The sequence below is a fragment of the Aquabacter sp. L1I39 genome (assembly GCF_017742835.1).
Taxonomy (GTDB): Bacteria; Pseudomonadota; Alphaproteobacteria; order Rhizobiales; family Xanthobacteraceae; genus L1I39.
Window position 1 is genome coordinate 3121371 of record NZ_CP072392.1, and the last position, 17873, is coordinate 3139243.

Annotated in this window: 26 protein-coding genes; 10 read left to right on the forward strand and 16 right to left on the reverse strand. The window is 67.2% G+C overall.

Annotated elements, in window-relative coordinates:
• Positions 1–51: 51 nt before the first annotated feature.
• The 15 genes from J5J86_RS14000 to J5J86_RS14070 all read right to left on the reverse strand — a co-directional run bounded on the left by J5J86_RS14000 (position 52) and on the right by J5J86_RS14070 (position 12918).
• Positions 52–1383, reverse strand: a complete 1332-nt coding sequence (locus J5J86_RS14000) for a phage major capsid protein (RefSeq protein ID WP_247657600.1) — start codon at positions 1381–1383, stop codon at positions 52–54.
• 4 nt (positions 1384–1387) lie between these two features.
• Positions 1388–2059, reverse strand: coding sequence for an HK97 family phage prohead protease (locus J5J86_RS14005; protein ID WP_209098982.1), 672 nt, complete (start codon positions 2057–2059; stop codon positions 1388–1390).
• Positions 2060–2068: 9 nt separating this feature from the next.
• The gene (locus J5J86_RS14010) at positions 2069–3304 is read right to left on the reverse strand and encodes a phage portal protein (RefSeq protein ID WP_209098985.1); all 1236 of its coding nucleotides are present in this window, start codon (positions 3302–3304) and stop codon (positions 2069–2071) included.
• A gap of 1 nt (position 3305) precedes the next feature.
• Positions 3306–5084, reverse strand: coding sequence for a terminase large subunit (locus J5J86_RS14015; RefSeq protein WP_209098987.1), 1779 nt, complete (start codon positions 5082–5084; stop codon positions 3306–3308).
• Positions 5084–5557, reverse strand: a complete 474-nt coding sequence (locus J5J86_RS14020; protein WP_209098989.1) for a P27 family phage terminase small subunit — start codon at positions 5555–5557, stop codon at positions 5084–5086. The genes J5J86_RS14015 and J5J86_RS14020 overlap by 1 nt, the downstream gene beginning before the upstream one ends.
• A gap of 160 nt (positions 5558–5717) precedes the next feature.
• On the reverse strand, positions 5718–6020 hold the full coding sequence (locus J5J86_RS14025) for an HNH endonuclease (RefSeq protein ID WP_209098991.1): 303 nt from the start codon (positions 6018–6020) through the stop codon (positions 5718–5720).
• A gap of 107 nt (positions 6021–6127) precedes the next feature.
• The gene (locus tag J5J86_RS14030) at positions 6128–6988 is read right to left on the reverse strand and encodes a hypothetical protein (RefSeq protein WP_209098993.1); all 861 of its coding nucleotides are present in this window, start codon (positions 6986–6988) and stop codon (positions 6128–6130) included.
• Positions 6989–7314: 326 nt separating this feature from the next.
• The gene (locus tag J5J86_RS14035) at positions 7315–8835 is read right to left on the reverse strand and encodes a primase-helicase family protein (RefSeq protein WP_209098995.1); all 1521 of its coding nucleotides are present in this window, start codon (positions 8833–8835) and stop codon (positions 7315–7317) included.
• Positions 8835–9422: a hypothetical protein gene (locus tag J5J86_RS14040; protein WP_209098997.1), complete on the reverse strand. Its 588-nt coding sequence runs from the start codon at positions 9420–9422 to the stop codon at positions 8835–8837. Before J5J86_RS14040 ends, J5J86_RS14035 begins: the two co-directional genes overlap by 1 nt.
• Positions 9422–10051: a GcrA family cell cycle regulator gene (locus J5J86_RS14045; RefSeq protein WP_209098999.1), complete on the reverse strand. Its 630-nt coding sequence runs from the start codon at positions 10049–10051 to the stop codon at positions 9422–9424. Before J5J86_RS14045 ends, J5J86_RS14040 begins: the two co-directional genes overlap by 1 nt.
• The gene (locus J5J86_RS14050; RefSeq protein ID WP_209099001.1) at positions 10048–11286 is read right to left on the reverse strand and encodes a DUF7146 domain-containing protein; all 1239 of its coding nucleotides are present in this window, start codon (positions 11284–11286) and stop codon (positions 10048–10050) included. Before J5J86_RS14050 ends, J5J86_RS14045 begins: the two co-directional genes overlap by 4 nt.
• Entirely contained in the window at positions 11283–11630 is a 348-nt protein-coding gene (locus tag J5J86_RS14055) for a DUF4326 domain-containing protein (protein WP_209099003.1), read from the reverse strand. Before J5J86_RS14055 ends, J5J86_RS14050 begins: the two co-directional genes overlap by 4 nt.
• The gene (locus tag J5J86_RS14060; protein ID WP_209099005.1) at positions 11627–11866 is read right to left on the reverse strand and encodes a helix-turn-helix domain-containing protein; all 240 of its coding nucleotides are present in this window, start codon (positions 11864–11866) and stop codon (positions 11627–11629) included. Before J5J86_RS14060 ends, J5J86_RS14055 begins: the two co-directional genes overlap by 4 nt.
• Positions 11867–12358, reverse strand: a complete 492-nt coding sequence (locus tag J5J86_RS14065) for a hypothetical protein (protein WP_209099006.1) — start codon at positions 12356–12358, stop codon at positions 11867–11869.
• A 65-nt stretch (positions 12359–12423) separates the two neighbouring features.
• Positions 12424–12918, reverse strand: a complete 495-nt coding sequence (locus J5J86_RS14070; RefSeq protein ID WP_209099008.1) for a hypothetical protein — start codon at positions 12916–12918, stop codon at positions 12424–12426.
• A gap of 75 nt (positions 12919–12993) precedes the next feature.
• Between J5J86_RS14070 and J5J86_RS14075 the strand changes: the two genes are divergently transcribed.
• Positions 12994–13554, forward strand: coding sequence for a hypothetical protein (locus tag J5J86_RS14075; protein ID WP_209099010.1), 561 nt, complete (start codon positions 12994–12996; stop codon positions 13552–13554).
• 34 nt (positions 13555–13588) lie between these two features.
• Here J5J86_RS14075 and J5J86_RS14080 read toward each other — a convergent pair whose 3' ends face one another.
• Positions 13589–13840: a hypothetical protein gene (locus J5J86_RS14080; protein ID WP_209099012.1), complete on the reverse strand. Its 252-nt coding sequence runs from the start codon at positions 13838–13840 to the stop codon at positions 13589–13591.
• Between the two features lie 91 nt (positions 13841–13931).
• On the opposite strand from J5J86_RS14080, the gene J5J86_RS14085 reads away from it, so the two are divergent.
• The 9 genes from J5J86_RS14085 (at position 13932) to J5J86_RS14125 (ending at position 17862) form a co-directional block, all read left to right on the forward strand.
• On the forward strand, positions 13932–14591 hold the full coding sequence (locus J5J86_RS14085; RefSeq protein ID WP_209099014.1) for a S24 family peptidase: 660 nt from the start codon (positions 13932–13934) through the stop codon (positions 14589–14591).
• A gap of 278 nt (positions 14592–14869) precedes the next feature.
• Positions 14870–15316, forward strand: a complete 447-nt coding sequence (locus J5J86_RS14090) for a hypothetical protein (protein ID WP_209099016.1) — start codon at positions 14870–14872, stop codon at positions 15314–15316.
• Entirely contained in the window at positions 15313–15471 is a 159-nt protein-coding gene (locus tag J5J86_RS14095) for a hypothetical protein (protein WP_209099018.1), read from the forward strand. Before J5J86_RS14090 ends, J5J86_RS14095 begins: the two co-directional genes overlap by 4 nt.
• 54 nt (positions 15472–15525) lie before the next feature.
• Positions 15526–15831, forward strand: coding sequence for a DUF6948 domain-containing protein (locus J5J86_RS14100; protein WP_209099020.1), 306 nt, complete (start codon positions 15526–15528; stop codon positions 15829–15831).
• Positions 15831–16247 carry a hypothetical protein gene (locus J5J86_RS14105; RefSeq protein WP_209099022.1) on the forward strand — a complete coding sequence of 139 codons (417 nt, stop codon included), beginning with the start codon at positions 15831–15833 and terminating at the stop codon, positions 16245–16247. Before J5J86_RS14100 ends, J5J86_RS14105 begins: the two co-directional genes overlap by 1 nt.
• Positions 16244–16522 carry a hypothetical protein gene (locus J5J86_RS14110; protein WP_209099024.1) on the forward strand — a complete coding sequence of 93 codons (279 nt, stop codon included), beginning with the start codon at positions 16244–16246 and terminating at the stop codon, positions 16520–16522. Before J5J86_RS14105 ends, J5J86_RS14110 begins: the two co-directional genes overlap by 4 nt.
• Positions 16519–16839 (forward strand): hypothetical protein, encoded by a 321-nt coding sequence (locus tag J5J86_RS14115; protein ID WP_209099026.1) that lies wholly within the window; start codon positions 16519–16521, stop codon positions 16837–16839. The genes J5J86_RS14110 and J5J86_RS14115 overlap by 4 nt, the downstream gene beginning before the upstream one ends.
• Positions 16836–17513, forward strand: a complete 678-nt coding sequence (locus J5J86_RS14120; protein ID WP_209099028.1) for a hypothetical protein — start codon at positions 16836–16838, stop codon at positions 17511–17513. The genes J5J86_RS14115 and J5J86_RS14120 overlap by 4 nt, the downstream gene beginning before the upstream one ends.
• 13 nt (positions 17514–17526) lie before the next feature.
• Positions 17527–17862 carry a hypothetical protein gene (locus tag J5J86_RS14125; RefSeq protein WP_209099030.1) on the forward strand — a complete coding sequence of 112 codons (336 nt, stop codon included), beginning with the start codon at positions 17527–17529 and terminating at the stop codon, positions 17860–17862.
• Positions 17863–17873 lie beyond the last annotated feature (11 nt).

Genomic DNA, 17873 nt, shown 5'->3' on the forward strand with positions numbered 1-17873 from the left:
CGCGGGCCAGAAGACGCGCATCCGGAGATGCGCCTCATCGGGAGACGGGCGTCAGGACGTGGCGAACTTGAGGGCCTTGAGCGCCTCGAAATTCACCATGCCGCCGCCGGTGCGCTTGGTGGTGTAGAACTTCACGTAGGGCTTGGAGGTGAGGTTGTCCCGCAGCACCCGGACGCCCTGCCGGTCCACGATCTGGTAGGCCGTCCGCAGGTCGCCGAACATCACCGAGAAGGAGCCGGACGCCTTGGCGGGCATGTCTTCCATGCGCGCCACGGGATAGCCCATGATGGTCTCCGGCTGGCCGGCCACGAAAGAGGGCTGCCAGAGATAGTTGTTCTGGCCGTCCTTGAACTTGCGGATGTCGGTGATAACCGAGCGCCGCATGAACCAGGCCGCGCCCGCCAGATACTCGTTCTTCAGCAGGCCCATGAGGTCGATGAGCTTGTCGCCCTTCGCCGAGGCGGCGAAGTCGCCGTCCACGCCGGTGGCGAGATAGCCGATCTTTTCCCAGGCCACACCCGCGCCGCTGTCCGCCGCAAAGTCGTATCCGCCGGCGAAGCCGCGGATCTTGTTGGCGGCGCCGGTGACGAACTCCGCATTCTCGAAGCGGGCGAACTTGGCGGAGACCTTGCCCGCCATCCAGGCCTCGATATTCACCGAGGCGTCATCCAGCAGCTGCTGGGTGGCCTTGGGCTCGGTGTCGATCCAGAACACCGGGATCTTCCACTTGCCCGCCTGCGGCGTGGTGGTGTTGCCGGAGGTGGCGTGCTCGCCGGCATAGCCGGCGCCCGCCTCGCCCAGATCCTCCATGCCCTCCAGCGCATCGGTGGAGATGGGCTGCACGGAAGCATACTGGCGCACGAGCGAGGTCTCATAGACCTTGGTGGCGATGCGGCCGGTCACGTCGGGGGTGACGAAATAGCCGCCGTCCGGGTCGGAACCCACCGAGAGGGTCTTGACCTCCTCCGGCATCAGGCGCACCTCGCCTTCGCGCGCCCACTTGTTCCAGGCCGCCTTGTATTCGTCATAGCCCTTCTCATCGAGGGCGGTGACGGGGCGGCCCCGGGCGGACGCATTGGCGGCGAGCACCAGGTTGAAGTCCTTCACCTCCAGCTCGCGCTTGGCGCCCTCCTCGGAGGTGGCCTTCACGCCCATGCGGTTGATGCGGGCTTCCAGATCCTCGCGCTCCTTGCGCTCGGCCTTGATGGCGCGCTCCAGCGCGTCCTTGGCCTCCACCGCCGCGTCGAGGGACTTTTCGATCTTGGTCAGCTTCTCGGAGGTGAGGGCGTCGTTGGCCTTGAGCTCGTCGTGGGTCTGCTTGAAGGCCTCGAAGGCCTCGCCCTGCTTGTCGAGCAGGGACTTGAACTCGGTCATGTCGGTCATGATGTCACCCTTTCGGTGAGATGAGAGCGATGTTCCGGCGGAGTGCTTCCGCCAACGCCGCGCCGCCCTCGTCCCGAGGTGACGTGTCCGGCTCTCCGGCATCGCGCCGGAGCCAGTCCTTGAAGCCAGAGACCGCCTTCACGGCGTCCGCGCGGGACAGGCCCTTCGTCCGAAGGGTGGCCTCGATGTCCCGCCAATCCTCTGCGTCCATGTCCTGCATGGACTTGACCGCCGTCACCCGCGCGCCTTCGTTCATGGGGAACGGCACGAGGCTGATCTCCAGCAGGTCCACTTCCTTGAGCAGCCGCGCCCGCCGGCGCCCGTCATAGCTGTCCGCCTTGGTGCGGAAGCCGATGGACATGGCGTCCAGCGCGCCCGCCTTCAGGTCGATCAGGGCTTCCCGGCCGTTGGCCTTCTCGGTGAGGAGGCGGCCCTTCACATAGAGCCCCTTGGAATCCTCGGTGAGGTCGGTCCACACGCCGATGCGCTCGCGCGGATCATGATCCGCCAGCATCTTGACACCCTTGGGCCCGCGCGCCTTGAGCGTCTTGGTGAAGGCGCCTGGCTCCACGATGTCGCCGCCGAGATCGCGCTCGCCGAACGTGGACGCATAGCCCTCGAAAGTGCCGTCCTCGGCCACCGCCTTGAGTTCCAGCGGAAATGCCAGCTTGTCCATGGTCTTTCCTCACGCGGCCGGCGGCGGATCGGCCGGCGGATCGGCCGGCGGCGCCTGCCCGGCGGGCTGGGCCAGCTTGTCGGCCTCGGGATCATCGCTGCGGTCCAAGTCTTCCAGTTCCCGCACGTCGTTCTGGGTCATCCAGCCCTTGGAGCCGCCGGAGCCGAGCGCCTTGGCGTAGAATTCGCCGCGGTCCTTGGCCGCCCCGCGCATGAGCGCGTTGGGGGTGAACTTGGTGTAGTAGCCGGCCTTGATGTCGTCCTCGCTCAGGAGGTTCACATCCGCGCTCTGCTCGATGCGCTCATAGGCGGGCATGAGGGTGTGCACCACATGGGCCAGGAACATCTGTTCCGCGCTGGCATAGGTGGCGGCCTTGTCCGACTGCCCGATCATGATGGGCATGACGCGGAACACCCGGCAGATCTCTTCCACCTGGTGGCGGCGGGTCTCCAGGAGCTGGGCATCCACGCCAGACATGGTGAAGGGCGTGTAATGCGCGTCCTGATCGAGGATCAGGGGCCGGTACGCATCGCCCTTGGCGATTTCCTCGTCGAACCATTTGCGCAGGAGCGCGTATTTCTCGGGCGAGAGCTTTTCCTTGACGGAATACATGCCCGAGGTCTTCGCCCCGTTCTTCTGGAAATCGCTCTGCCCCTGCTCCAGTGCGATGGCGAGGCCGATGGCGTCGCGCGCCTTCTGGAGGATGTCGAGGCCCTGCCAGCTGTTCCAGCTCGGCCCCCGCAGGTGCCATATGGAATCCGGCGGAAACTCCTGCACGTCGCCGCTGTCGCTTTGCACCTTGTAGGTCAGCGACATGTCCGGCTTGCGCTCCACCACAACACGATGTGGTTCAAGCGGAATGATCTCGCGGATCTCGCGACGACTGCCGACGCGATTGACAAAGCAGATCGCGTTGCCAGCGAGGTCGGCGTGAAAAGAAATGGTCTCGCGGAACTCGAAGGAGGTCTGCCAGGGGTTCGGGCGCCGATAGAGCAGGCGGTTCAACGCGTGCTCGGTGGCGACGGTGCGGCGTCCATTCACATCCCGATAGACGCGCCAGGGCACCTGCGCGATGCCTTCCGCGCGCACCCGCAGGCACGCCAGCACCGTGGTCACGTCAAGCGCCGTCGATGCGTTCACCGTGACGCCGGAGCGGGACAGGCGCCCGCCGAAAATCTCGCGGAACACCTCCAGGCTGGTCGAGGCTTTTTCCTCCCGTCCGAAGAGGCGCCGGAAGAAGCCCATGTCAGGCCACTTCCCAGAACGAGACGCCCACGTCCGGCGTCTCCATGGTGGCGACGCCGATGCTCATGGCCAGCGACACCATGCCGTCAATGCGGCTGGTGGCTTTGCTCTTGTCGAACATGCGGTGTCCCGTCCTGTTCTGCTCATAGACGACGCCCGCGGCGCACATGGTCATCACCGGGTTGGGATTGACCATGATGCGTGTCTCCAGCAGTGCGGCTTCCAGCTTGTTGATGCTGTCCGGCATCCACAGCACCATGTCCTCGGTGCCATCCGGCCGGGTTTCGTCCTTCGCCACCACGCGCCGGTTGAAGCCCTGCGGGTGAACCTCGCATGGCAGCACGATCCCCTTGTCCGCCAGCTGCTCGGCCAGCTGCTCCAGCCCGTACTGGTCGCAGCCGATGGTTTTCGGCTCGTACCGGGCGCACAGCGACGCCAGCTCGTCCGCGACCCAGCGATAGGAGACCCGTGGCCCCGGCGTCGCGGTCATGTGCCCGTCGCGCACCCATAAGTCATAGGGCGCCCGGTCGATCTTAGCCCGGTCCTTCAGGGTGTCCTTGGGCGTCCAGAACCAGGTGTGCGAGGCAAAGCGCCATTTGTCCTTGGTCGCTTCCAGCACCCAGGTCAGCGTGAAGGCCGTCAGGTCGCGCGTGCGGGACAGATCGAGCCCGCCGAAGCAGGGATAGCCCTTGGCCCGCAACGCTTCCAGATCCAGCTTGCCCTGGCAGGCGGTCCAGACCTGGCGCGAAATGGCTGCCGTCTCGCTGTCCGTCCACTGGCAGAAATGCAGCCGGCGGACGAGGCCCTCCTTTGAGGGCATGCCCTTGGCTTCCTGCACCTGTTCGCGAATAAACAAGGGCTGGATCGACACACCCAGATTTGGGTTGGCCTTGACCCAGCAGGTTTCATCCTCGAACGGATCATCTCCCTCGTCGAGGGCGGCGATATATCCGAACCAGGCGTCATTCTCGGCGATCCCGGTGACCACCTTGACCGTGTATTCATGCTCTGCCCGGCACACCGAGCGCCGGTCGAAGCCGGAATTGGTGATCTCGAAGATCAGGGCTTCCTGGTTGCCCTTGGTGCCGGCCCGCAGCATCTCGATGACGGCATTGTCCGGATGCTCGTGCACTTCGTCGATGAGCGCGCAATAAGGCCGGATGCCGCTCTTGCCCTTTTTGTCCGACGAGACCGGCTTGAAGAACGATCCCGTCTTCGGGTGCGTCAGCTGCCACACCGGGTTGATGCCGGAGGGCATCAGGCGCCGCGCCAAGGCCGGCGAGCGCTCATACATGGACACCGCATCGCGGAACAGGATGGACGCCTGGTCGCGGTCGGTGGCGGCGGAATAGACCTCCGCCCGCAACTTGCGCGTGGCGGAGAGCATGTAGTGGCCGATGCCGGCGGCGAGCGGCGATTTGCCGTTTCCCTTGCCGATCTCCACATAGGCCCGGCGAAAGCGGCGGAAGCCGAGAGCGCCCTTCCATCCGAAGATCGAGCCGACGATGAAGGCCTGCCAGGGCTGCAGCACGAAGCGCACCGCCCGGCTGGTGACGCCGCCATCCTCGCCGGTCTCTTCCACCTCCACCGTGAGCACGTCACGGAAGAAGGTGATGGCGCGGCTAGCGGATTCCAGATCCCAGGTCAGTCCACGCGCGGGGCCATCCTCAAGGTCGCGCAGGTGCCTGTCGCATGCGGCGCGCACATAAGGGCCGGCCACGATCTCGCCCGTCGCCACCGCCCTTGCATAGTCGGTGGTGGCGTCCTCAAGATGCGTCATCAATCGAAATAGCTGTCTGCCGGGTCGAAAAGGTCGCCTTGCCCCGGCGCGAGGTTGCGTTCATCAGCGGGAGACAGGCCGAGCATGGCCACAAGCGAGCGCCAGTGCCGCCACGTCTCATTGATCTGCGCCACCTCCGGTCGGCTCTTGACCTGCTCGCCGTTCCTGCCGCTGATCTCATAGGTTTCGTCGGCCAGGGTCGGCATGCTGGCCCGCAGATCGCGCAGCCGCACGGTCGCGCGGCAATATTCCAGCACCACGTCCGCGAAATGGGGCTTCAGACGGTCGAGCGCGGGGTCAGCCAGCAGTGGCGCCACCCGGTCCCACTCGCGCCGGACGTCTCCGGTCAGTCCGCGCGGGCGCAACGCGTCCGCCTTGCGCTTGGCGGCCTCCTTCCGGCGCTGCTCGCTCTCCTCCGTCGCGCCGCTATGGAGCGGGATGACGTTGGCGGGCTTCGGCTTACGCCCTCTCATGCCGAACCTTTCCGTTCAGCCCATCTCCCCCCTCAAGTGGGCTTTCTGTATTCAATAGCAGCGTCGTGCGAACAAACTTTCCCCGCCGGTCAGTGGGGTGAGGGGGTGGGGAGATCGAGGCCCCCCGGGGGGTGGGGCCGGGCGTCCGGCCCCCGTGGGGTCATGTGATCGGCCACCCATCGGCCGCGAAGGTCAGGGTGGGGCGGCCGTGCTCCTCGCGTTGCTTGTGCCTGGAGTGGCAGTCGGCGCAGAGGGACTGGAAAGGACCAGCCCAGAAGAGCGCCTCGTCGCCACGGTGCGGCGTGACGTGATCGCACACAGTGGCCGCCACCACATCGCCCGCATAGTCGCACAGGCGGCACAACGGCTCGCGCGTCAGCTGGGCAGTGCGCAGGTTGCGCCACCTGGCGGTGCGATAGAGACGGCCGATGAGACGCGCGCCACCTTCCGGCTGCTCGGTCACATGGCATCTCTCTGTGCTGGGAAGGGCAATAAAAAACCCGGCGCGCGGAAAGCGAACCGGGTTTCTTTTTATCTGTGACAAGTGATGCACCAAGAAACTGTCGCACGTCAAGCGGCAATTGAATTCTTCTTTCGCCGCGTCGCGCCGGGAATCGGGGAGGGCACCAGAAGAGAGGGCAGGATGCGTGGGGCGTCGCTTGCCGCCACCTCCCACGGTCGGGCGGGGCAGGACGGCGGCACGACCTCATGAGCGGTCAAGCCTTCCTCGGCCAACTCCTCGGCCAGCACGCTCAAGGCGCCCTGCCACAGCTCATGTTCCGCCCGCGCCGTCACCAGAGGCGCCATATCAGGCTCCAGCACATACTTGCGATAGGCGTCCGCATAGGGACGGCGCCGCTTATAGTCGAACCCATCCACCTCGACCTCATAGCTCGCAGGCCCGAACGCGCCGTCTTCCGTCCGCGCCGCGCGGCGGAACCATGCGGGCCGGCCGAACCGCCGCACCTCCTGCACCTGCGGCACCTCAGACCGCCACTCCGGCGCGACGCCCAGCACGGCCTGGCGGATCACCAGGCGGCTCAAGGGACGGCGCAGGCGGACGGTTCCGGTTTCGTCGGTGCCGGTAAGCGGGGCGAGGCCCTGTGCCACGGCGGCAGCGCCCAGCGCGCCCAGATCGCCCATATCGGAGAGCGGCGCCCAGCCCTCGGGGATGTCGAACACCAGGGCGTCAAGCCGCTCCACCGCCTCGGCCACCGCCAGCGCGTCGGGATGCGGCTCATCGGAAGCGCAGGGCAGGGCGACCACGCCATAGCGGTTCTCCTGGATCACCGTGCCAAGCGTGCCCAGCTTTGCGATGGCATCCCAGGCCGGGCGCATCACAGGCGCGAACGTCGGCGCGCTCGCTGCCACCTTGGGCAGTTCGTCCCGATAGGCCCACCGCACCAGCGCTTCAATGTCGATCCGCTTCATGGCTTCGCTCCGCTCGGTCTCACCTTGTCCAACCTTCAAAATGAGGTTGGACCATCCAAACCCGTTGCCCCTCTTGGACCGGTCCAACCTGTCCAACCTGTCCAACCTTTTTTGGCAGTTACGGCCCGCGAGAGAGGAAACCTCGGCGCGATTTTTCGGCCCTCGCGTGCGTGCCCGCGCCTGTGCCTACGCGCGGGAAGGTTGGACAGGTTGGACAGGTTGGACCGAGCCTTGAAATATAAAGAAAAATCCGGTCCAACCTCGCCGCGTGGTCCAACCTCGACGTTGGACCGAAAGCGCCTTCACCCCTTCAAGCCCGGTCTCTCTCACACGTCGGAATCGTCCGGCGCCATAGGCTCACCCCAATCGATCTCCTGGCCCATGTCGGCCATCATGGCGGCGCGGCAGTCCTCCAGCGGGGGCAGCTGATAGCACCAGGTCCGACGCATCACCGCCGGCGACACCTCCATATGGATGCGTGTCTTGGTCAGCCCGGGAACGATCTTCATCATGCGGATGCCGAAAGCGGTTTGCTCGCTCTTGCGCCGCACGCCCACCTTGTCCGCCTGCAAGAGATAGTCATCGTGCAGGGTCTCGACGGGAATCACCCGCTGCCAGGTGTCGCCCTTCACCGTGGTGGTGCCGGCGGCACAGCGCTCCATCCACCAGCTATCGATGCTGTCCAGCGAGCGCATTTTTTGTTCCAGGAGCGCCTTGGTGCGGGGGATGCGCCGCAGGTCCACGCGGGAGAGGTCGAAGGTGAGGAGATCGTGCAGCAGCGCCGCGCGGCCGCCCTTGTCCAGCTCCTCGTCCATCTCTTTGAAATAGTCCGTGTTCTGGGCGCAGCGCGGGTTCACATCGAGCACACAGAAGCGCCGCTCATCCTTGCCGGCCGGCACCACCCAATCCTCATTGGAGGTCATGAGCAGGCGCACATGGTTGTCGATGCGGATGGGGTCGATGCCCTTCGCCTCGATCATCTGGAATTTTGAGGTGACAAGGCCCTTCAAGCGCCCCTCGGCCGCCTTGTCGCCCGCCCACACCGCCTCTTCCGCCTGAAGCAGGATGCAGGCCGCCATGTGGGCGTTGAATTGGCCGGTGACATAGCGGGGATCATCCACCGCGAAATAGTGGGCTGAGATCATGGAGCCGAAGACCTCGCCGAGCTTGGTCTTTCCGGTGCCCATGCGCCCACGCAGCACCAGGGCGGTCCCGATGCGCTCGCGCGGCCGCTGCATCATGTGGGCGAACCAGCCGAACACCCACAAATAGAGCTTTTCATCCCCCTCGCACACATTGTTGAGCAGGTGATCGCGGAAGATGGCATAGGCGCCGGGCTTGGCCACCGGCTCCAACGAGAACCCCCGCCACAAATTGAGATAACCCGCCGTTGCCTGCGCCCCATCCGGGTTGGGAAAAAACTCGATCCCCGCATATTGCCGGCGCTTGGGGTGAGACAGCCACCGCAGTGCATGGGTGGTGCCCTTCACCTTGCCGTCCGGCGCCTGCGTCTCCGTATAGGTGTTCTGGAGCCAGGACTTGAAGGCCTCGATGGAAATGAGCTTGAGCCGGTCCTCAATGGGGCCGGAGGCGCGCTCGCACAGGATCACCGCCTTTGAGCCCACCAGCACAAGCCCGTATTCGCGGTTGAGCTCCTCCACATCGAAGCCCAGCGCGCGCGGCCCAGCCGCCGGCGCGGCCGATTCCGCCTCGCTCTCTCCCGGCGCAAGATCCGGAGCAGGCGCAGCGCCAGAGGCGGCCCCATGCGTGGAATCCTGAGCCGCCTGGGCGAGGATGGCGGCGATGTCCGCCGCGCCATCCTGCGGGCCGGGGGTGGGTGTGGACATCAGGCGTGCTCCCGCCAATCGAACCAACGGATAACGGGCTCGCCCTGGTGGCGGCGGTCCCAGACGAACCAGGCGAAGCCAATGGCGGACGTGGATTTCTTGCCCTCCCATCCATCCCGATGCATCATCGGCAGGCGGCGGGAGGAGATGTGTACGCGGGCCAGCGGGCCCTCCTGGAACCAGGCGCGCCGTTCCGCGCTCTCCAGAAACCCCACCCGCAGCAGGAAGGCCGCGTAGGGCACCACCAGGAGCGCGCGATCCACGAACGCCTGCGCCAGCTTGAAGGGCGGGTTCGTCACGATGCCCTCGACGCCATCCGGAACCGGAAACGGCATCAGGAAGTCCTCGCCTGCCCTGCTGTCGGGGCACCCGCGCGCCACCAGATCCGTGGCGTGCACCCTATATCCCGCCGCCCGCAGCGGCTTGACGATGGCGCCATCCCCGCAGGCCGGCTCCCACAAATTGCGGGGCAGGAAGGCCGCCTCGACGCGCAGGAAAGCGGCAACAGCCTCGGGCGGCGAGGCGTAGAAATCATCCTTCCGGGCCGCCAAGGCGTGCCGGGTCTCCTTGCCCGCGCGCGCCGCCATCACACCGCCTCCCCATACGCATCCATGAAGCTCCGCTCGCGCTCCCGCGAGCGCACGGGGCGCACGGTGGGGTCGGCGGGCAGGCGCAGGGGTGAGCCGAGGGGCTGATAGGCGAGCTGCCCATGGGCGCGGCAATAGGCGCGATGGTCGGCGGAGGCGCCGCACACCAGAAGGCCGGCGCCGGCGCCAGACACGGGCCAGCGGCAGCGGTCAGCAGGAAGGCCGATGAGCCGCACGCCGCCCGCCGGCCCGGACGGCACCAAAGCCGCAGGCGCAGGCGAAGGAGTGGCGGCCGCGACCTCCCCGGGCGGGGGCAAGGGAGGTCGCGGGCCGCGCTCCGGCGCGGGGGTCAGGGGCACCGCAGCCGGAGAAAGGATACGAGCATTCTGCCTGCGCGGGGCGGGCGCGGCCAGGACAGGGCGCGCGGCATCCACATGCGCGGCATCGAAGTTTCGTCCGGGCGGCCGCATCAGGGCGATGCCGGCGCGGTGCGCCTTGCCGATCACCGCATTGCGGTTGACCGCAAAGCCGGCGGCTTGAAGGGCCTCGACGATCTCGCGCACATAGGCGCCCTTGGCCGCCGTGACGCGCAGAATCCGCAGGGCCTCGGGGTCTTTCCACACGCTCACGCCGCCCTCCCGCTCAGATGCCGCCCCAGCAGCACGTCGTTGAAATCGAACCCCTCCGGCGGCCAGGCCACCGTTACCAGCCGACCCGGCGCGGCGTGGCGGCTGACGGCGCGGTCCATGGCGCAGCGGGTGGTGAAGGGGTCGCTGTCGCCGTCCCCCAGCAGGATGAGGTGGGTGATGCGCGCAGGCACATGCATGGCCGCGCTGCCCTCCGCAGAGACGGGGCCGGGCACGCAGGTGGGCCGGCTGCGGCCGGCCTTGTCCACCGTGCGCACGGTGGGGTGCATCACGCTCGCCGCCGCCGCGCCGGCCAGGTTGCCAAGGCTGATACCGGCGACGAAATCAATGCCCGCCGCGCGCCCCTCGCGCGCCATGGCCTCCCAGGCCGAAAGCGTGGTTTCGATCCCCTCGCCGGAAATCTGCCGGGTGACCTCACCCTCGCTCTTGCCGCGCACCAGCCAGAGGCGCCCGCCGCGCAGGGAGCCGCGCACCTTCTTGGCGGGCAGTTCCTCGCCCGTGTCAGGGTCGAAGACCAGCGCCTTGCCCTTGGGCTGGGCCAGATCGAGCCAGGTGATATGCAGGCCCGCAAAAGTGTCGTCGGCGCCGATGATGGCCGCCAGCATGGCCGGCCCGCGATGGATGATGCGCCCCACTTTCGCCCCGCGCTCATCCTCCACCGAGCCGTGCCAGAAGGGCATGTCGGGAAGGAAGCGCAGCGCGCCCCCCGGCGGCAGGCCGATGCTCCGCCGCCCCAGATAGGCTTCCACCGGGGTGCCCGCCGGCGGCCAAGCCGTGCGCCAATGCGCCCACAGCGTGCGCCGCTCCCGCTCGCGGAAGGCGTTGTGGGATGCCTCCCGCTTCGCCTCGGCGGCGCGCCGCTCCTGCGCCCGCGCGGCCAATTCTTCGGCGCTCAGGCGCTGGCCCTCGCCGCGCGGCGCCGGCACGCCGGTGAGCGTTTCGCACGCGCCCAGGAAATTGGCGCCGTCCAGATACTCCACCAGGGCGATGGCATCGCCGCCGCGCCCGGCCTTGCGGCAACACCAGATGTTGCGACGCAGGTTCACCCCGAACCGATCCGTCCCGCCGCAGACGGGGCAGGGCCCCACCAGCTCGGTGCCCGCCCGGCGCAGCGAGATGCCCCGGCGCTCCAGCACGTCGGCGACGCTCACGGCGCGCGCTTCTTCCACCCAGGCGGTGAAGGCGGCGTCTTGGGCGGCATCGGCGGCGGGGCTCATGGCAAGGCCTCGCACACCGGCCCGTTGGCCAGCGCCAGCAGCACATCCGCGTGGCAAGGTTCAATCAGCCCGCACCAGCAGGCGAGATCCTTGCCGCGCAGATGCGCCAGATGGATGAGGATGCGCGCCCGCGCCTGTTCCTGCTCCATCACACCGGCGCTGCAGGTGAGGCAGACATGGCCGGCCATCAAGGCCCGGAAGCGCACGACGCACTCCGCCGCCGTGCCGTCCCGCCCCACCACATAGGGATTGCCATAGACCGTGGAGCGATCGACCTTCACGGCATTGTCCGGCATGCGCCAGCCCTTGGCGCGGGAGAGGCGGATGCGCTTCGGCTGGCTCATGGCGCGACCCTCCGCAATTCCCGGCGCAGCGCCGCGCGCTCCGCTTCGGTCCACAGCCGCCCCGAGGCCGTCATGCCGGCCAGGGCATCGCGCACGCGGCGGTGCGAGAGGTGCAGCAGGCGGGCAATGGCGCTGATGCTCCAGCCGCGTGCCCGCAGGCGCCGCGCCACGGGCGCGCGGCGGCGGAAATAGCTGCTCCGGCGCAGCACCAGGACAGGGCGGCGGGTGGTGCCCATTCACCCCTCCTTCACGCCAGAAAGGTTGCGCCCCGCGCGGGCCACCACATCCTGCAGGCGGGCCTTGGCCTTGCGGATTTCGGCGCGCTCGCGCGGGGTCACCACGCCATCGGCGAGCGCGGCGCCATAGGTGCCGGAGACGGCCGCCGCGGCGGCGGTGAAATCCGCCATGTCGCGAATGTGCATGCCGGCATCCGCCTCCGGCCCCTCTGCCTCGGTGATGGGCACCAGGCGGTGGCCGGTCAGCGCCGCAAGGGCGCGGGCGAACACCGGCTTCTGCGTGGTGAATTCCAGCAGCGCCACCACCTCCAGCGGCATCAGGTCGGCATGGGCATCGCCCTGCCAGCGGCTGATCTGCCCGGCCGAATAGCCGGTCAGCTGCTCCACCCGCTGCGGCCCGGTGGAACCGGGCACCACAGCAGCGGCGACGGCGGCACGCGCGGTGTGCTTGAGGAGGGGGATGATCCCGTCAGGCAAAAGGGTGGTGTCCACGAAAAAAGCTCCTGTGCTTTTTCGTTCTGAAAGCGGGGGTGGGGTGAGAGAGTGAGCCCGTCAGATCACGGGGGCGGGCGGGGTGGTTTCACCGGCTCCACCGAATACAGGGGAAGCCCGTCATGCATGCCGACGAAACCGCACTGCGGGCAGTGGAAGGCCGGACCGGCAACGCCCTGCGCCTCCCCCTCCCGCGCAGCAGAGATTGCGCTATTGTGGTGGAGGCGGGCTGTCACAACCAGCCCGCCCCCGTCCTTCCCCGCGCCCGAAACGCACGGAGACGAACCATGGTCAAAAGCGACGGCATCGACGCCACCATCGCCTTCAATTGCCAGGAATGCGGGGGAACCGTCCTCGTCCTCTCCAACGGCAAAACCGACGATTCCATTGCCAAATGCGAGGCCTGCGGCTTCGAGTTCGGCCGATGGGCCGACCTGAAAGCTCAATTCAAGGCCGATGCCCGACAGCAGGTCGTCAGCGCCGCCCGCAACCGCCTCCGCGCTGCCCTGCGAGGTCAGAAGGGCATCAAGATCAAATAGGAGATGCGTGATCCGGGTCATGCGGCCTCCTGGCTGTCTGCCGGGGCGAAGCCCAAGAGAAAAGGGGAACGCATCATGCAAGGGGTGGAAGGGTCGGTGACCCAGGTCATCGCCATCGTCGGCGCCATCAGCGGGCTGCTCGGCACGTTCCTCGCCAGTTGGGCGAGGTGGGAGCAGATCAAGGAAGCCAGGCAGCGCCGGGCGGCGGCCTTGCCGCGCGTCGAGGCTGACATAGGGGAGGGCGAGGGCGAGTGGCACCGGCTCGTCCTCACCTTCCGCCCGCGCGAAGGCGAGCGATACAAGGTCGAGAGCGTGAAGGTCGAAAAGGGGTATCGCATCGCCGGCACCACCTACGAGACCCGGAATGTGGAGCGGTCGGCGCCATTCAACTCATCGTTCTGGGAAGAACGGACACGCCCCGAGGTCACGGCGATCTCGGTTCCGCATCCAGACCCCACGACCGCCGACGAGACACTGACAATCGCATACGAGCCAGCGGGCAAAAGACCCTCGTACAGCTTGTGGATCTCCGGCCCGCTGATGGACGGGCGGACAGCCATCGAACCACCCATCAAGCTCAGTTGCAGATGGATTTCCCGCACCAGGGAACGGTTCGAAATCAGGGTGATCGCAAGCCACGCGATGGCGGCAGACTGAACCGCCAGCAGAAGCCAGAGGATATGAATGTCGGTCATGCTGCCTCCTGGCTGTCTGTGGGGGCGGGGCGGGTGATGCCCTCGGGCCAATCTGCACCTTCCGGCCAGTTGGCCGAAAACCACTGAACCGCGCGTGCGGTGCGCCTGACCCCCATGTCCCCGCCCAACCGGAGCGCCGCTATGCGCTTTCCATCCTGGAAAACGCGCGTGCTGACAGTCGTTTCCGCCAGCCCTGTGGCTGCGGAATAGGCATCGAAGATGCGAAGGAGGGTGTCGATGGATGTCATGGCGGGATGCACTATGCGGGACATATCCCGCTCATGTCAATGGGACATGTCCCGGTCGCTACAACCCAGTGAAGCGGGAACAATCCCGCTCATGTATAACGCTGCCATATACCGCAGGATCACTGATCGCCTGACCGCGCTCGGCAAAACCGCAAACGCGGTCTGCATCGCCGCCGGGCTCGGCCGTGACGTGATTAGGGACATCCATCGCAAACCGAAAATCCTTCCTCGGATCGACACCCTCGCGACTCTCGCGGTTGAGTTGGGGACGACGCCCGAGTGGCTGGCGTTCGGCCGAGGCGCGGAAGACCCCGCAGCCCTGCAGGCGTCTGTTCGCGCGATCCCGCTTGTCTCTTGGGTTGCGGCCTCTGCTTTTGCCGCCGCCGATGTCTCAGCCGCGCCAGGCGAGGAGTGGCCCACTGTCGAAGTGGCGGGGCTCCCAGCCGGCGACTATTTCGCGCTGACTGTGCAAGGCGATTCCATGAACCGTATTGCGGTTCATCATTCCACCATCATTGTCCGTCGAACGGACCGCACCCTTGTTGATCGCGGGTTCTATGTGTTTGTGAGCGAAGAGGGTTCCACCTTCAAGCGATATCGCGCCAAGGATGGACCTCCGAGGCTTGAGCCCTACTCCACCAACAGCGCCCACGAAACCATTTTCCCCAATGGGGAAGTCCGCGTTGTGGGGCGCGTCGCGCGGGTCATCACCGACCTCTATTCGCCCTCGGTTTCCCGCTCCCCCACCTGACGCCGGTCGGTGAAAGTGAAATTTCGCTCGTCCTTCGCGCGAATTGGGTATTTCCCGGGCCACACTCGCAGCGGGCCTGTTATGAAGTCCAAGCGCAGTATGACCGCGCGGTCAGCCGTTTTGTTTCCATTTTTCATAGAGACCCCCTCCTAAACGCAGGGTAGCACGGCAACGGGCTTCGTTCGCCCAGAAAGCGGGACATATCCCTCTTTCACACTTGACGCGGGACATATCCCGCTTTAGCGTTACCCCCCATCAACCCAGATGGGGAGCCACCCGTGACAATCTCCTATTCCGCGCAGGGGCCGGGCGCCCTGCATTTTGCCGTGGGCGACGTGGTGCGCTGCGTCGACACGTGCGGCATGCCCAAGGACAGCCCGCTCATCCGGGGGCACATCTATACGGTGCGCGCCATCGAGGGCGACGAAGCCGCGCCCGCCGCGCTGCGCTTTCCTCTGGTGCACCTCCATGGCATCGAAGGTGGCTATGGCGCCTTCCGCTTTGTGAAGGTGGAAGAGGCGCCGCCCGCCGCGCCGCAGGCCGATCCCTTGCCCGTCCGCATGGCTCAGGTGATGCGCGAAAAGGCCGCCGAGACCGGCGCCTGCGATGCGCACGATCTCCTCGCCGCCGGATTCTCCCAGGCCGAAATCATCGCTTATGGCTATGAGGCCACCCTCATCGCCCACGGCGCCCCCGCCCAGCCTACCGAACAGGTGGCGGCATGAGCACGCTGCGCGATCATGCGCGGTGTGTCCTTGTGGGCCTCGCGCTCGGCTACGTGACCGCCTTCATCTGCGCCGGCGCCGTGATCGGCTTCAAGGCCGGCACCTGGCTGGTGGGGCCGCTGCACATCACCACCATCGAGCAGCCCACCCCCTGATTTCAGGCGCACCGCTTGGCGCACCACACCCCTTCACACCCTGGAGACCTGACCATGAGCACCGCCTATAAGCCCGTTCTTGTCACCACCGCCCACAAGGGCGTGTTCGCCGGCCTGGTGCCGGAGGATGCCGATCTTTCCGCCAAGACGCTGGCGCTGAAAGACGCCCGCATGGCCATCTATTGGGGCACGACGCGCGGCGTGATGGAGCTGGCGCGTACCGGCCCCACGCCCTCCAGCCGCATCAGTTTGCCGGCGGACATTCCCGTGCTGCATGACGTGACGGCGGTGTTCGCCATCACGCCGGAAGCCTGGGCGAAGTGGGCCGCGCTCGACAGCACGGCCAAGGCGGCGGCCTGATGGACCCGCTCGCCCGCATCATCACGGCGGACGATCTCATTCGCGGCGGCGCCTGCCGCGAAGGGGTCATGAAATCCGCCTCCCCCTCCTGGCCCGCCGCCTTCCCGGTGGCGGCCGCCCTGAAGGAGGCCGCGCGCCGCGGTGAATTCGACCTGGTGCGGGCGGCGCTCGATCTCAACGGCGACGGCTACGGCGACGGCTACGGCTACGGCTACGGCTACGGCTACGGCTCCGGCTACGGCTTCGGCTCCGGCTACGGCTACGGCGACGGCGACGGCGACGGCTCCGGCGACGGCGACGGCTCCGGCGACGGCTACGGCTACGGCTACGGCTCCGGCTACGGCTTCGGCTCCGGCTACGGCTACGGCGACGGCGACGGCTCCGACGACGGCTCCGACGACGGGGGCGCGCCATGAGCACGCTCGCCATCTTCCACCCACCCCAGGGGCTGGCGCTGGTGACGCGCCTGGTCTGGCAATCCTGCCGGGCCATGCGCGAGGCCATCCGCGCGGGGGACCGGTGCCGTGCGATCGGCATCGGTCAATGGCTCGCCAACACCCGCGATGCGCCGGAGTGCCCCGAACCTCTGCGCCGCACCATTGCCGGCGCCCTGGAAGACGCCCTCGCCACCTTCGGCGGGAGCGGCCCCGCGCTGGAGCCGCTCCAGAGCGATGATGGAGAGGTGGCATGAGCAGCGCGATCACCAAAGCCTATGAGGACAAGATGCTTGCGCTTGTCGACAACACCCGCAAGCAGCTCATCACGGCCTTGAATGAGGCCGCCACCTTGTCGGGAGAGGACAAGTCAGAGGCTGGGGCAGCGTTCACCGGCGCCGCCATTCAGTTGGGGGCCTTTTGCAATGCCGTGGCCGTTGCCTTGTCCGGCCTCGTCAATGGTGACATGGCCGAGGCTGTGCGCGAGTGCTCCAAGATCTCCAATGACTGCTACAACGAGAACTTGGCGCAGGTCTTGAGCGGGTATGCGTTGGCCAAGCGGGGGGCTCAATGACCGCCGCCCCTCTCATCTGGTCGCAGACTGCCACCGGCCGCGCCGTGGATCTCCTGGCGCCCCAGCCGCACATGATCGACCTGGCGGGCGACGTGGCCGGCGGCCTGGCGCGCCAGGCCCGCTTTGCCGGTCAGGTGGCATCCGGCCCCTATTCGGTGGCGCAGCACAGCGTGCTCGGCACGGACGCCATCCTGGCCGAGACGGGGGACGCAGCCTTGGCGAAAGCCTTTCTGCTGCACGACGCGCACGAGGCCTTCATCGGCGACATCGTCACCCCTGCGGCGCTTGCCATCGCCTATCGCCAAGGCGCGGCCATGGCGGCGACTTATCCCGCTTCCGCGCCCAAGGCTCGCCTCATGGGCGAAGCCCTCCTGCACAACGCCATCGCCGACCAGAAGAAGGCGCTGGACGAAGCCATCTATGCCGCCGCCGGCCTGCCCTGGCCGCTGGCCCCGGCGCTCGCCACCGAGGTGCTGCATTGGGACCTGCGCATGCTGGCCCTGGAGCGCCGCGACCTGCTGGCGCGTCCGCCCCATTCGTGGGGCGTCCACCTCGAAAAGGTGCAGCCCGCCCCCCATCGCGGCCGCATCCGCGTCTGGCCCTGGCCCGACGCCGCCGATGCCTTCCGCGCCCGGCTTTTCGCCCTTTTCCCCCACCTCGCACCGATCCGCTGAACAGGAGCGCCCCATGCGCGTGATCATCCGCTTTCTGGAAACCGTGGGCCTGCTCGGCCGCGGCAAGCTGGAAGACAAGCTCAATTCCGAACAGGCCCGCATCCTCGAGGCTCTGGAACAGCACCCCGAGGACAAGGTGGAGGGCGAGCTCGTCCTGAAGGTCAAGTACGTGAAGCTCGGCGACCGCATCGACGTGCGGCCTTCCGTGGACGCCAAGTTGCCCAAGGAAAAGGCGTTCACCTCAACGACCTTCTGGCCGTTGGAGAACGGCCTCTCCGTCCAGCACCCCAGCCAGATCGACATGTTCGGCCCCCGCGCCGTGCGCGAGGGCGAACGCGACTTCGCCTGATCTCACCGCTC

What these genes read in the sequence shown, in the direction of transcription:
- J5J86_RS14050 (WP_209099001.1), bottom strand. Translation starts at nt 11,286, where the DNA reads ATGAGCCCCGCCGCCGATGCCGCCCAAGACGCCGCCTTCACCGCCTGG.
- J5J86_RS14115 (WP_209099026.1), top strand. Translation starts at nt 16,519, where the DNA reads ATGAGCAGCGCGATCACCAAAGCCTATGAGGACAAGATGCTTGCGCTT.
- J5J86_RS14000 (WP_247657600.1), bottom strand. Translation starts at nt 1,383, where the DNA reads ATGACCGACATGACCGAGTTCAAGTCCCTGCTCGACAAGCAGGGCGAG.
- J5J86_RS14100 (WP_209099020.1), top strand. Translation starts at nt 15,526, where the DNA reads ATGAGCACCGCCTATAAGCCCGTTCTTGTCACCACCGCCCACAAGGGC.
- J5J86_RS14015 (WP_209098987.1), bottom strand. Translation starts at nt 5,084, where the DNA reads ATGACGCATCTTGAGGACGCCACCACCGACTATGCAAGGGCGGTGGCG.
- J5J86_RS14105 (WP_209099022.1), top strand. Translation starts at nt 15,831, where the DNA reads ATGGACCCGCTCGCCCGCATCATCACGGCGGACGATCTCATTCGCGGC.
- J5J86_RS14030 (WP_209098993.1), bottom strand. Translation starts at nt 6,988, where the DNA reads ATGAAGCGGATCGACATTGAAGCGCTGGTGCGGTGGGCCTATCGGGAC.
- J5J86_RS14125 (WP_209099030.1), top strand. Translation starts at nt 17,527, where the DNA reads ATGCGCGTGATCATCCGCTTTCTGGAAACCGTGGGCCTGCTCGGCCGC.
- J5J86_RS14010 (WP_209098985.1), bottom strand. Translation starts at nt 3,304, where the DNA reads ATGGGCTTCTTCCGGCGCCTCTTCGGACGGGAGGAAAAAGCCTCGACC.
- J5J86_RS14005 (WP_209098982.1), bottom strand. Translation starts at nt 2,059, where the DNA reads ATGGACAAGCTGGCATTTCCGCTGGAACTCAAGGCGGTGGCCGAGGAC.
- J5J86_RS14060 (WP_209099005.1), bottom strand. Translation starts at nt 11,866, where the DNA reads ATGGGCACCACCCGCCGCCCTGTCCTGGTGCTGCGCCGGAGCAGCTAT.
- J5J86_RS14070 (WP_209099008.1), bottom strand. Translation starts at nt 12,918, where the DNA reads ATGACCCGGATCACGCATCTCCTATTTGATCTTGATGCCCTTCTGACC.
- J5J86_RS14110 (WP_209099024.1), top strand. Translation starts at nt 16,244, where the DNA reads ATGAGCACGCTCGCCATCTTCCACCCACCCCAGGGGCTGGCGCTGGTG.
- J5J86_RS14095 (WP_209099018.1), top strand. Translation starts at nt 15,313, where the DNA reads ATGAGCACGCTGCGCGATCATGCGCGGTGTGTCCTTGTGGGCCTCGCG.
- J5J86_RS14120 (WP_209099028.1), top strand. Translation starts at nt 16,836, where the DNA reads ATGACCGCCGCCCCTCTCATCTGGTCGCAGACTGCCACCGGCCGCGCC.
- J5J86_RS14040 (WP_209098997.1), bottom strand. Translation starts at nt 9,422, where the DNA reads ATGGCGGCGCGCGCGGGCAAGGAGACCCGGCACGCCTTGGCGGCCCGG.
- J5J86_RS14055 (WP_209099003.1), bottom strand. Translation starts at nt 11,630, where the DNA reads ATGAGCCAGCCGAAGCGCATCCGCCTCTCCCGCGCCAAGGGCTGGCGC.
- J5J86_RS14085 (WP_209099014.1), top strand. Translation starts at nt 13,932, where the DNA reads ATGTATAACGCTGCCATATACCGCAGGATCACTGATCGCCTGACCGCG.
- J5J86_RS14080 (WP_209099012.1), bottom strand. Translation starts at nt 13,840, where the DNA reads ATGACATCCATCGACACCCTCCTTCGCATCTTCGATGCCTATTCCGCA.
- J5J86_RS14035 (WP_209098995.1), bottom strand. Translation starts at nt 8,835, where the DNA reads ATGTCCACACCCACCCCCGGCCCGCAGGATGGCGCGGCGGACATCGCC.
- J5J86_RS14020 (WP_209098989.1), bottom strand. Translation starts at nt 5,557, where the DNA reads ATGAGAGGGCGTAAGCCGAAGCCCGCCAACGTCATCCCGCTCCATAGC.